General features: G+C 57.3%; 12 protein-coding genes and 5 pseudogenes. 11 read left to right on the forward strand and 6 right to left on the reverse strand.

Going from position 1 to position 12,146, the window contains the following annotated elements:
* A pseudogene (locus GH681_RS21930) lies at window positions 1-175 on the reverse strand (IS5/IS1182 family transposase); the annotation flags it as partial.
* Between the two features lie 99 nt (window positions 176-274).
* Here GH681_RS21930 and GH681_RS21935 point away from each other — a divergent pair.
* The 9 genes and pseudogenes from GH681_RS21935 to GH681_RS24175 form a co-directional block, all read left to right on the forward strand.
* Complete coding sequence (locus GH681_RS21935) at window positions 275-445, forward strand: hypothetical protein (RefSeq protein WP_153163654.1); 171 nt, start codon at window positions 275-277, stop codon at window positions 443-445.
* On the forward strand, window positions 442-1,311 hold the full coding sequence (locus GH681_RS21940; protein ID WP_153163655.1) for a hypothetical protein: 870 nt from the start codon (window positions 442-444) through the stop codon (window positions 1,309-1,311). Before GH681_RS21935 ends, GH681_RS21940 begins: the two co-directional genes overlap by 4 nt.
* Window positions 1,312-1,547: 236 nt before the next feature.
* The gene (locus GH681_RS21945) at window positions 1,548-1,892 is read left to right on the forward strand and encodes a hypothetical protein (protein WP_153163656.1); all 345 of its coding nucleotides are present in this window, start codon (window positions 1,548-1,550) and stop codon (window positions 1,890-1,892) included.
* An 8-nt stretch (window positions 1,893-1,900) separates the two neighbouring features.
* Entirely contained in the window at window positions 1,901-2,425 is a 525-nt protein-coding gene (locus GH681_RS21950; protein ID WP_228112029.1) for a helix-turn-helix transcriptional regulator, read from the forward strand.
* Window positions 2,426-2,436: 11 nt separating this feature from the next.
* Window positions 2,437-2,973, forward strand: coding sequence for a hypothetical protein (locus GH681_RS21955; RefSeq protein ID WP_153163657.1), 537 nt, complete (start codon window positions 2,437-2,439; stop codon window positions 2,971-2,973).
* Window positions 2,974-3,372: 399 nt separating this feature from the next.
* On the forward strand, window positions 3,373-4,215 hold the full coding sequence (locus GH681_RS21960; RefSeq protein ID WP_153163658.1) for a KilA-N domain-containing protein: 843 nt from the start codon (window positions 3,373-3,375) through the stop codon (window positions 4,213-4,215).
* Between the two features lie 247 nt (window positions 4,216-4,462).
* Window positions 4,463-4,657, forward strand: a complete 195-nt coding sequence (locus tag GH681_RS21965; RefSeq protein WP_153163659.1) for a DUF1508 domain-containing protein — start codon at window positions 4,463-4,465, stop codon at window positions 4,655-4,657.
* A 180-nt stretch (window positions 4,658-4,837) separates the two neighbouring features.
* A pseudogene (locus GH681_RS21970) lies at window positions 4,838-5,808 on the forward strand (IS1595 family transposase).
* A gap of 206 nt (window positions 5,809-6,014) precedes the next feature.
* Window positions 6,015-6,161: pseudogene (locus GH681_RS24175) on the forward strand (transposase); the annotation flags it as partial.
* 81 nt (window positions 6,162-6,242) lie between these two features.
* Here the strand turns inward: GH681_RS24175 and GH681_RS24180 are convergent.
* The 4 genes and pseudogenes from GH681_RS24180 to GH681_RS21995 all read right to left on the reverse strand — a co-directional run.
* A pseudogene (locus tag GH681_RS24180) lies at window positions 6,243-6,302 on the reverse strand (hypothetical protein); the annotation flags it as partial.
* Window positions 6,303-6,361: 59 nt separating this feature from the next.
* Complete coding sequence (locus tag GH681_RS21985) at window positions 6,362-7,330, reverse strand: transposase (protein ID WP_153163660.1); 969 nt, start codon at window positions 7,328-7,330, stop codon at window positions 6,362-6,364.
* The gene (locus tag GH681_RS21990) at window positions 7,246-8,004 is read right to left on the reverse strand and encodes an ISL3 family transposase (protein WP_153163661.1); all 759 of its coding nucleotides are present in this window, start codon (window positions 8,002-8,004) and stop codon (window positions 7,246-7,248) included. Before GH681_RS21990 ends, GH681_RS21985 begins: the two co-directional genes overlap by 85 nt.
* Window positions 8,005-8,081: 77 nt before the next feature.
* The gene (locus GH681_RS21995) at window positions 8,082-8,480 is read right to left on the reverse strand and encodes an ISAs1 family transposase (protein WP_255425200.1); all 399 of its coding nucleotides are present in this window, start codon (window positions 8,478-8,480) and stop codon (window positions 8,082-8,084) included.
* A 471-nt stretch (window positions 8,481-8,951) separates the two neighbouring features.
* On the opposite strand from GH681_RS21995, the gene GH681_RS22000 reads away from it, so the two are divergent.
* A complete protein-coding gene (locus tag GH681_RS22000; protein ID WP_153163662.1) occupies window positions 8,952-9,797 on the forward strand; it encodes a hypothetical protein in 846 nt (281 codons plus the stop codon).
* Here GH681_RS22000 and GH681_RS22005 read toward each other — a convergent pair.
* Window positions 9,751-11,256: a hypothetical protein gene (locus GH681_RS22005; RefSeq protein WP_153163663.1), complete on the reverse strand. Its 1,506-nt coding sequence runs from the start codon at window positions 11,254-11,256 to the stop codon at window positions 9,751-9,753. The two genes, GH681_RS22000 and GH681_RS22005, sit on opposite strands and share 47 nt — an antisense overlap.
* Before the next feature lie 466 nt (window positions 11,257-11,722).
* Here GH681_RS22005 and GH681_RS22010 point away from each other — a divergent pair.
* A pseudogene (locus tag GH681_RS22010) lies at window positions 11,723-12,146 on the forward strand (hypothetical protein); the annotation flags it as partial.

A 12,146-nucleotide genomic window follows, 5' to 3' on the forward strand; every position in this document is an offset into this window, starting at 1 on the left:
GGCGGCCACCCTGAGGGCTGACCGGCCGGGGCGCGATGCGATCCACCTCGGCCGCCAGCGCCGCGAAGTCGATGTACGACTCGATCTCGGCCAGCGGATCACCCAGGGTGTCGATCTTCTTGCGGTGGTGATCAAAGGCGAACAGGTCGGTCTTGATGGCGCTGCGTGGTTTCATCGGAGTCGGCTCGGGGCGGATTCAGAACGATGTAATTTTACCAAGGAGGGGCGGGGCGAGGTTTTTCGAGGTGCCCAGCTATCCGACATCGAGTCGCGCATGATCGTGTTTGCCGATGCCCATGCGGCCATCGCTGCCGAAGCAGCACCCCGGCTAGGCCCCCTGCTGCAACATATTTACCAGGAATCCGACCCCGGAAATGTTCTAAGATTCATCCAAAATCGCGCCCCCGGCACCTGGATGCGCGACCAGCTGAATCGACTCCTATGAACCGCCGCCATCCACTTCGCAACGTCGCCCAACCGTCAGCACCAGACCCCTTTACCGGGCACTGGTCTGCAATCCTGTGGCAGCCAGACATCACTGGCGTGCAAACGTTTGCAATCGGCGTGGTCGTGAGTGGCAAAGGCAAGCCCGCGTATCGACTGATGGACGAGCCCGGCCGGCTGACCTGCTTCTACCAGCCAAAGGCTATGACCAAGGATTTTGCCTGGCTGCTGAGCGTGGCTCGCAGCACCCTGGCCGAACACGAACCCGACGCCCCTCTCACTCTGCCCATCTTCAATCTGACCCTCACGCCACCGCGTTACGTGAGTGGCGAATCTGCCCAAGCGATTGCCGACGATCTCTTTACAACCCTGGTACCCGCAGCCCAAGCCGAAGGCAAGCAACGCAAGGCACGTGAGAATCTGGATACTCCGTCCCTCCGCACCCTGGTGCATCGCGAACTCAAACGCATCGCCAACCTGGACTACGAACACATCGTGCGCGAAAAAAACGAGGTCATCCACGACCGCGGCGACCACCTCTTTGACGTGGACATTGTGACCGCCAAGGGCGTTGGTAGTGTGATCTCGGCGGACTACCAATCCCAGTTCTCCATCGAGCGCCACCTGCTGCGCGCTGCTCAGGACGTGGGCAGCTATGGGAAGGTGCGCGGGAAAGACAGCCGAGGCATCTTCATCTACTCCCCCGACCGCATCGAGCTACCCACCAAACTGCGGCTGGAGCTTGAGGACTACCTGCTCACCGAATGCTGGAAGCTCGAAGCCAGCGGCTTTCAGGTCGCTACCAACCTCAAACCTGAATCCCTCGCCCAGGACGTGTTCGACTGGGCAGCGCCACTCCTAGCTTGACACTAGGGGCAGTCCTGCGTGCTTTCCGAACGCCCACACAACAAAACACGTTCAACGTCTGTTGATTTTTCGAACACACGTGTTATTGTTAACCTATAAGTTAACCGATGATTCTGAGACAACTTAAGCTCGCAGAATTTCTCAGGCCTCAAGAAAGCGCAGCGACGTATCCGGAAGCCTCGAACGCGCTTCGAGTGTGCTGCAGGGCCAAGAGCGAGGAACGGGATTCAGCAGTTATGTTCGACTGGCTTGATACGATGAGCAAAGTTGATCAAAAGCACTTCATGAGTGGCATGAGCACCTTGCTCAAGATTGCGAACAGCGGACGCACGCTGCAAAGCCACTACGATGAACAGCAATGCCATGAAACTCATCGCTTCACGTACCAAGGGGAAGAACGAGTCGTGTGGCGGATCAGAATCGGAGATCTTCGTGTGTTGTTCTACTATGGCGAAAACAATATCGTTTTTCTAACCGATGCATTCCCAAAGCACAAGGACAAGCTAACCGTCGCGCAGAAGAAGAAGACTGAGAAAGAAATTCAAGCCTTCATCGATGCACGAGAGCCGCAGATCATTTAGGAGCAGCCATGGCCCCCAACGAACACAACGAACGCGCCTTTGCCGACTTTTGGGATGATGCCGACGATGAGCATGCCTCTTGGCTCGCAAACAAGCGGGACGATGTTGCAATCACCCTGACGGGTATGCTTCACGCAAAGGGTATGTCTTTTGCCGAGCTTGCTGAGAAGCTGGGCTGGAAGAGAAGTCGCGTCAGCAAGGCACTATCCGGTCGTGAGAACCTGACAACCAATACCATTGCAGAGATCGTCAAGGCAGCGGGGTTTGACTTCGACATTGCCGTACGCAAACCGAGTGAAGTTCGGCACTTCCAGCCTTGGGAGCAAAACTACACCTTTCCTGCCAAGGAAGACTCTTGCGCTAACATTCACCACAAAAACATCTTTCCAGAGGCCATCACTAAAGCAGTTCAAGCAGCTATCGAGGAAGCGGTCAATCGAATGGCTGTTCGGTCGTCCTGGCGAAGAAACTACACGCTATGCACCGTAGCCGCTAACGACGGCGCGGCAGATGAGTTCTCTGAAGCAGCTTGATAGGCAACAGGATGAAACTCTCACCGCTTCAGCTTCTTCACAGCCAGTACACGGCCATCTCGCTCTTTGCTCGCGAGATCCCCTCCCCTCCAGCAGACAGCCCGAGCGCATGCTACCCAACAGCATCAACAGAAAGCTTCATCACAAAGATTGAACTCGGAATGCCTGAAGGTGATGAAGACCCACATCATTTCATGGTGAGTCTTGCTGTCAGCAGCGAGAAAGAACTCCCCGACGACTTCCCCTACCAGTTTGCTGTTTTGCTGGAGGGCGAGTTCCACATCGATCATGATGGTGATCTGGAAGATCGCAGACGCTTAGTTGTGATCAACGGCGCATCAATGCTGTTTGGAGTCATCAGGGAGCAGCTTCTCTCCTTGACGCTGCGCCACAAGAACGGTCCATTGATGCTGCCGTCGCTAGATTTACGGGCTCTGGGACCTAAGAAAAAAAACGACACCCCGCAAACAGCTAATACTGACGAACCGAAGAAGGTCCCGCAACGTAAGCGCAAAAAGCCTAGCGCAGACAAGGGCGGCGAAAACTAGACCTTTCGCAGCAAATTTCATACCCACAAAGCAACAGAACCCGAAAACTCAAAGAAGCTACAATATATAGTGCTTTTTTCACCCGCACCTACCGGTGAATTTTTAGCTCTTTGTTTTAATTGTAAAAAATAATTTGCACCTTTAGCACTCATTCAGGTAAAGTGCTAAATATCCAGAAAGAAAAACCCCGGCACCTTGCCGGGTACCGGGGTTATCTACTTTTTGGCGACAGCAACACAAACAAGGCTTGACTTGACAGGCCGCCTTGAATGTGCATTTTTGAACGCAGTCGACTTGGGCGATTATGCGGAAACGAGTAACGGGCGTCAACAGTTAATAACGCCTCGTTAACGCCTGCTCGTTACGGATCGCACAGTCGGCGCCACTGGAAATCACTCCGTGACACCGCAACATCAGTACCCACTCGACCTCATCGTCCATGAGGTCAACAACTCGGTCATCCTTCAACGCTCCGGCGATGGCTACATCAACGCAACTGCGTTGTGCAAGGCTGCTGGCAAGCAATGGAACGAATACTTCTCGAACAAGTCCACCAAAGAGTATCTGGCTGTTGTCGAAGCCAAGACGGGAATTCCCGTTTTGGAGTTGATTCAAGTAGTTACGACAGCGGGCGTGAAGTCCACTTGGGTTCACCCCAAGATTGCGCCTCATCTCGGGCAATGGCTCTCCCCTGAGTTCGCTTATCAGGTATCCGAGTGGATCAACGAATGGGCATCCGCGAAGGGCCTGTCAGTTAACATCGGAAAGCCCAGCACGGCAGCAGGGTCAGGCTCCCCACATCTGCCACCTCACATCCGCCGCTACCTGCTCAACCAGCCGGAGATTCCTTCCGGACACTTCACTGTGCTTCAAGAGATCACATTCATCCTCACCGGGCCAATGGAAAGCCTCGGATATGAGTTGGCGGAGCATTTCCTTCCAGATGGCAGCCTGGGGAAAATGTTCTGTGCCCACCTCCGGAAGGACCACTGCTACGACACCTGCGCTCTTCCGAAGTACACGCACACCTTCGAAGATGGCCGCAAGGTTCTGGCAAACGCCTACCCTATCGAGCTACTCGTGATCTTCCGGAAGTACGCACTGCAAGTATGGCTACCTCAACGCGCACCAGGATACTTCAAGGAACGCGATGCAGAGGCTCTGCCCTACCTAGCAAAAATCAATGCAATCGCTGCACCAACCAGGCCCGCCAACCTCCCCCAGTGGAAGAGACCGGCCTGAGGTAGCAGCAACAAGCAAAAAGCCCACGAGTGCGCAAACACCCGGGGCTTCTTGGTGAGGCGCAAAGGGGCATCCTTACCACCTGAACGCGACACCGTGTCTTTACCAGAGACACTTCAGTTTAGTCGATTTCGCGGACAGAGGCACCAAGGCCCCTCAACACCAACCGGAAGCACCCCTTCCTCCATGCGGTTCGCCCTGCTCTGCAAGACGAACAAAAATCACATATTTAACTGAAAGATCAAACATGTACTTCATTATCTACAAAGACGTCTCAGGCCAGTGGCGCTGGAACTTCAACGCCGCCAACAACAAGGTCATCGCAATGAGCTCTGAGTCCTACATCAACAAACAAGACGCACTTCACGCCATCAATCTTGTCAAGAGTGGTGCCGCCGGCGCAAAAACCTACGACAAGAGTCAGGAGAAGTGGGTGGCGTAACAGCTCTATTTGCTACCGAAGCCATCAAGCCCGCCTCGCGCGGGCTTTTTCATTCTTGCCCATCGGGCACAGCCGGATCGCAGCACAGCAAGGGCGATACAAAAGGCTATGTCACCGTTACCTGTGGAACTGCGCCCCCAGCAATCTGTCTGAATATACAGTTCTGCTGCGATCAGGAGGGTGGCGACGAAACCGCTTGATTTCAAACATGTCCTGCAATCGCTGGCGCATCTGTCGCATTGGCAGCGCGACCGGCTTGTTCAGGTATTGAGTCAGCCGGGTGACGGCCATGCGGCGGCGCGGATTGAGGCTTGTTTCGAGGCTGCGCCGAAGTGCCCTAACTGCGCGCACGAACGCGTCCATCGACACGGACGGTCCGAGGGCCTTCAACGCTATCGGTGCTGCGCCTGCGGCAGGACCTTCAATGCCCTGACGGGAACGCCGTTGGCGCGGCTTCGACACAAGGCCAAGTGGCTGGACTTTCTTCAGACGATGCAGGCCTCGCTCACGGTTCGCCAGAGCGCTCGGGACGTTGGCGTTCATCGCAATACCAGCTTTCGCTGGCGCCACCGGTTTCTTGCCTGGAGCAAGAACGACCGCCCCGCACATCTGCATGGGATCACCGAGGCGGACGAGACCTACTTCCTCGAATCCAGCAAAGGGGCGCGCACGCTTGAGCGCCCAGCCCGCAAGCGGGGTGGCTCGGCCACCAAGCGAGGGATTTCCAACGAACAGATCTGCGTGCTGGTGGCTCGGGACCGTACCGGCCAGACTCTGGATTTCGTCACGGGCAAAGGTCCCATCAGCAAAGCGCAGTTGCGCGAATGCCTGCCACCCGTGCTCGATGAGGACGTTCTGCTCGTCAGCGATACCAACGCCAGTTATCACTACTTTGCCAAGGACGCGGGCGTCAGCCATGAAGCGCTCAATCTGTCCGCCGGCACGCGCGTCAAAGGGGCTTTCCATGTGCAAAACGTCAATGCCTATCACAGCCGGCTACGCCAGTGGATTCAACGCTTTCACGGTGTCGCCACGCACTACCTGCCGAACTATCTGGGCTGGCGCCGGGCACTAGATACACGCCGACTTGATTCTCCCGACAAGATGCTCTCGCCGCTATCGGAGTATTTCCACAGGCAACGGTGACATAGCCATACAAAATGCCCCCGCTCGCAGGCGCTGGGGCAACGTCAGTTGCTGTTTTCATATTTTCTCCACCGTCGATTGTACCGTAAGCGTCGTCTCTGCCCCGTCTTGAGGTAAATCCGTTGAGCAGCGAAGGTGTCCACCATTTTTGAGGGTGGACACCATGGAAATTGAGAAGGCAGCAGGAGTGGATCGGCGTGGCGCCTATGTTCGGCGCAGCCCCGAGCTGAAGGCGGCGATCGTGGCCGAGTGCTTGGCGCCGGGCGCGTCGGTCGCCGCGGTGGCCCTGGCCCACGGGGTCAATGCCAACCTGGTCCGCAAATGGATCGAGAAATCGCGCCCATCGACCCAGGCGGAGACGGACGTGAGCTGGCTCGCGGTGGTAACGATCCTTGCGGCCCTTGCCCTGCTCGATGCGCAAGGTTATGCGCTGGCTGCCCACATCGCCCACCTTCAGCGCAACGACTTCGCTGGCCCGCAGCCCGGCCCCGTAGGCCACCGACAGGGCGTGTCACCGACCGGCACATTGGGGCTCTCCCGCAATTTTGATGACATCCGTTACGGCGGATGAAGCACGCGGGCCTTCAGGAGCGGGAAGCTTGCCCGGCCATACATCTCCCGCTTCAGGCCTTTCAAGCGATTGACCTGCCCTTCGACCTGGCCACTGCTCCAGGGCGAGGTCAGTCCGGCTATAACGGCAGCCTTGTCGTTCAATACGCCCCGTGCGAATCCTTGTAGTTCCGGGACGTCGCTGTGATGGATCTGCGTGAGCCAGTGGTCGAACTGGTCGGCTTGGTGGTGGCGGATCATGTCGACAAAGGGCATGGCGAGCGTCTGAGCGGTGGCGAGGTCGGGGCAATGCTCCGCCAGCGCCTTTACGAAGCGCTGATGAGCGGCCTGGGTTTGCGTATCGCTCTCGGGTGCCAAAGCCAGCAGCCACCAACTCGCCCGGCTGGGTGAGGGAACCTGGATATGAGCGGTGTCTTCAGGCGCTTGAGCTGCCGCGAGTTCGGTCCGCCAAGGCTGTACGGCACGGCGTACCAGAATGGGAGAACCGGAAAAGCCCTGAGCCTTCAGTTCCCGCCAGAGGGCGGCTGCCGAGTGGCAGCCGGCTTCCCAGCGGCTTTTGAGGAATGCGTGAAACGGCGCCAGCTTGCCGGGAGGCACGGTTCGAGGGGCGCGTTCGCGAAATTGTCCGGCTCGCAGGTGCCGACGTACCGTTCCCCGACACATCCGGAGTTCGTGTGCGATGAAGCTCACGCTTTTGCCCTGCTGATGCCACGCGAGCACTTGCTCGTAGCGCTCTCGGCGATGCTGGCGTCGCGCCTCCCGCAGGCGCGCTCGACGCGAAACCGATGGCACCAACGCCGGTGCCGGAGCCGGTGGTGTGGTCAGCCTGCTCGGCGGTGGAGACGTCGGGATCAGGGCGTGGCTGACAGCCTTCAGTTCGCAGTGGTGGCGTGCAAGCAGCCGCTCGATGGCCTCGCGCAGATTCTTGAGGAGGTGCCACCGATCGGCGACCTGCATCGCGCCGGGAGCGCCTTGCCGAGCACCCTCGGCAAGGCGCCCGCCCGGTCACAGGCGATGACCTCGACGCCGGGGTGGGCCCTGAGCCAGTCGGCCAGGGTCTTCGCTTCGCGATCTGGTAACAAGTCCACCGGGCAGTGGCGCTCTAGGTCCACCAAAATCGTTCCGTAGCAGTGCCCGCGCCGGAAGGCGAAATCATCCACCCCGAGAATGCGCGGCGTCGAGGCCGGCGGCAGCGCTGAGCGCTTGAGCTGGCGCAGCAGCGTGTCGGCACTGACCGGCATTCCCAGCAGGCTTGCCAGACGAGCGCCCACTTCGCCCCCCGTGTGTTGCCCCAGCGCCACCAGACAGACTTGCAGGCGGTCGGTACGCCGAGCATAGGGGGCGACGACGCCGGGCAGGCGCTCAGTGAAGAGGCGTCGCCGGCAGTCGGCACGCGGGCAATAGAATCGACGCACCCGCAGGCTGATTGCCACGCTTTGCCCGCTCCACGGCAGATCCGCGAGCCGGCGCAGGTAATGGCTGTGAATGCGCTGGCTCTGCTCGCCGCAGTCGGGGCAGGCGGCCGTCTGCTGGCAACTGTCCACGATGACCATGAATCCGGTCGGCACTTCGACGAACTGCTCTGCCTGGAGGCCGTCACCCTCCAGGCTCCAGGGAAGGGACATATCCATGATCTACTCCCGGGCCGCCAAGCCTTGCCGATCGTGGCGGCGAACCAGGCCAGTATCCGCCTTTGGCCGCGGGACCATCAAAATTGCGGGAGAGCCCTATTGTGGCGGTCAGTGACATGAGACCGGCGGCTGGTCTTGCCGTCGATGGCCACCACGGTGTCTTTGGCCAGCGCGGGGATCACCATGCCCACCCAGCGCCGGAAGGCGGCCTCGAACTCGTCGGGCGAAATCAGCCCGAACACGCGGGCCAGCGTGTAGTGGGACGGGATGCCCTGCTCAAGCTTCATGAAGCCCCGCAGCCAGTCGAGTTTCAACTTGGCCCACTCCTCGATGCCCACAAAGTCGTCCGCCCCGCTGAGCACCCCGCACACCACGACCGTCAGGAGTTCGGCCAGATCGTGCTGCGTGTGCCGAGGGCTGCGCGGATCGGAGATCGAAACAAACACCTGCATCAGCGGCATCACTCCTGTCTTCATGGGAAGCCCAAAAAGCCAGGAAACTACACACTTTCTGCGGCTGTGAACAGGGGGCGTGTAAGGTCATGAAGGTGAACGAAATTTTGCGGTGGGGTATGTCGGGTCGCTACGATTGCCCTGGATGGCGACGGGACTCAGGACAAAAGGATTTTACCAAGCGGCGGGAGGGGTGAGGCTTTTCGAGGTGCGCAGCCATGCCACAAATATCCTATTTAAATATTTATTTAGGTTGTATTTTTTGTTTTTCGGAGCATCAAAGATAGTGCCGACTAAAAACAAAGAGTACAAAAAAATACGGGAAAATTACCTCCAGCACTTATAACAACTGGTGAACACCGAGTCATCGCTTTAATCCCCCTCAGCGTACGCCGACCTCACCTTCTAAAAATACGCTTTCGCATTATTAGAAGTAAATCAGGGTCGCAGACGCATCAATGCACCGCGCAACCAGAGACATACCGAAAAATGATCTTGGACGCACGCACAAGCAGCTGGATTTTGGTCGAAGACAAGGTGAAAATCATGCACAACCGTATATACACACTGATAGAAAAGAACCCTATTGCTATCCTAAAGGGAGAAAACGGAGATCTCGACGGCGACTTCGATGGAATCGATTGGCGCGACATCAAAATGCTTGGCAACGGTCTTGTCGACACCCTAATTTCCATGGAACTAGTGGCGACTGACGAGTGCTATTTAAAGACATCTCTTTGCCGAGACTCACTGGGCACTTTTGTCTATCCAGCTATTAAGATCTCAACAACACGCGGCATACCGGATCACCTTCGAGAAAAAATCGACGCCATCTGCTTCAAATACGCGCAAGGTCTCATTTCTACAACATCTCATGCGGCAGGCCAGGACATTCTCAACGAACGCCGGCAGCAGGTCCAACTGACGGCGGACGAGGAGAAAGAATTAAACCACTCTGTGCAGAAGACGTTACTTGCCCTTCGAACGCGACTCAGACACCCCGTAATGATCGAAGATCATGACAAGAAGCCCATTTACATAGTCGAAGGGAAATTGAGCGCACGCCCATCCAAACTTATCGGGCAAACGAAGCGACGGGAAGTTCAAGGCGTTATCGACAATTTAGGATTTAGCGACTTCGCAGCGCGAATTCTGGACTTGGACGGCGTTGCAATTAGCGGCCACTACAGCAACCACAGCGAGCTAGACCACTTTTGGGAGTCGATGCGTTCAAGGGAAATATCTACTTTCGAGGTACTTGATGTCATCGACGACGTCGGCAAGCGCACAATCACTATCCGCAGCCTGCCGCCTCGAGCGACAGAACAGACCCTACGATGAGGCATATACAAAATTCAGCCGAGTGCCTGATTGCGTGCTCGGACTCTTTCAAAACCAGCGCAAGCCGTTGCTCTACCTTATATATGCCCACGCGAACAAGATCGATTTGAGGACTCGACGATTGACCCAGGGGCTCGAGCTCAAAACCATATTCCGAAGCGACAGAAAGAATATCCGAATAACATTTTCTTGTCGCGAGGACACGCAACTGATCATTCCTCAGCCCCCACCAGGCCAGGTGGCTCCGCAGGGTAGCGAAATGCTCGGCTTCCCACATCACGACTTGACGTGAAGTGGTGATCAAATTCTCAATCGGCGCGCCGCCCGGCAATGACGGCGATTCGGCAAACCGTTTCTCCGCGTAGGCAATCAGGTCATTCCAGCCGGACTCCGGAATGCGGGTGAGCAGCGTTGCGAGCGCCGGCATGCCTGAAAGGCTGTCCGGCAATTGAGCACGCAATGACATAGAAAAACGAAAACGATTCGCAACTCTGTTGAGCGCGCTATCAATTTTATTAGCGATTGCACTGCCAAGTCTTAGCCGGTCAGCCGCCGTCACACACTCATATCCGCGCGCTCGAAGACGCAGATACATGAGCGCCAACGCCGGACTCGGGTGCGTAGTTGCTAACTTTTCGTAAAAATTAACGGGGCAATAGGGTAAATAATTATCAAGATAATTAACCCCAGGTATTTTATGAGACTCTCCAGGCGACAGACCGACTAGCTGACTACTCCACAGATCGAGCAGATGCAGGTAATACATCTGCGTCGTCCCACTCTGCCCGTGACCAAGATAGCGCTCGAGGGCAGGAAGCATTCTGCGCGTGACACGGGCACCGCCAAGTAGAGTCTCTGCTGCTGCAAAGTTTTCACTATTAGCGGGAATCCTGCCCGCCGCTTCAATGCTAAATAGCCGGGCAGCGATCAGGTTCGCAATTGAATGTCTCGCATGATGCAGCGTGATATATGGATTTCCGGTAACCCCGCGCAGCGTCGCGATGACCCGACTACGCAGATTCGCTTTCGCAGCACGATCGGTTGCGACATCACCAAAGATCGGGGCATCAATGTCACTTCCGACATGCGCTTCCAATTGCGCGAGACGTTCCTCAATAAGTTTAGTTTCGTTTGCGGTGAGCGAGGCGACAAGGGGGACTAGGCGAGACGAAGTTCGCTCGGTTTTCAGATTCTTTAGCCGGTTGTGTCGAACTCTCAGATACGGCAACGCCCCCTCCCAAAACCATTCGCTTCGCAAGAGGCCGAATGCCTCGCCGCCTCTAAGGGCGAACCGATAAGCGAGCATTAGAAGGAGAGCCCCCAGGGCCCCATAGTCTTTGTCCTGAACTCCATACAGGTGGTGAAATGCCCGCAGATACTCTGCCTCGGTGAAGTAACCCGGACTCGCATTAACAATTTTTTGAGCGCCGGGGATTTCAGTCCAGTCGGGGTCTTCCATCGGAGCTTGCCGTGCTAACCAGGCATGAAACTCCTGCAGGCGGCATCGACCGTAGTGCTTAGACTTTAGCGGCATTGACAAGATAACTTCCGAGTACAAATCAGTCAGTTCGTCCTCATCGAGTTGATCAAGCCGCGTATCACCGACGAGTTCGGCAAACGGACGAGAGAGTGCACTGAGGTATCGATTGACGGCCGAGAGAGCGAGTTGATCCCCACCACGTTTGCGCCGGGTCAGTAGCTCCCCGACCCACAGAGCCAAAGCACGGGCAGCATGAGGGGCTGCCCCCCCCCGCTCCCAATGCTCCCAACTTAACGCCAACCCCCTTGTGAACCCGCGCCACTCTCGGTAAAATTCATACCGTTAAGTCATTGATAAATAGACAGTATGAACTCAAACACTCGATCCCCAATCGCTGCTGGATGAGTTCTCCAGGTTCCTCCTCGACCCCGCCCTGGTCGACCAGGTGCGCCTGCGCCCCGGCGCTTTCACCCGTGATCGCCATCTGACCTTGCCGCGCATCGCGGCGATGATGATGTCCGGGATGTGTGCCAGCGTGCAGGCCGAGCTCGACACCTTGTTCGGCCAGTTGAAGGGCATGGCGGTCCGTAGTCGGGAGGTCAGCGCGCAGGCCTTCAGCAAGGCTCGACGCGGTTTTTCGGCGGAGCTGTTCCGGCTCGCCGGTCGGCACCTGCTGGCGCTGGCCCAGCCGCGGATCGATGCGGCGCGCTGGAACGGCTTGCGCGTGGTGGCGGCCGACGCTTCCCGGCTGCGCGTCTCGACCCGCGCCAACGCCAAGCTGCCTGCCGATCACTACGCCTTCGCGCTGTTTCTGCCCGGGGCCGAGCTGACGCTGCACGCGAGCCTGCATCCGGCCGACGGTTCGGAGC

Source organism: Zoogloea sp. 1C4 (genome assembly GCF_009469605.1).
Taxonomy (GTDB): domain Bacteria; phylum Pseudomonadota; class Gammaproteobacteria; order Burkholderiales; family Rhodocyclaceae; genus Zoogloea; species Zoogloea oryzae.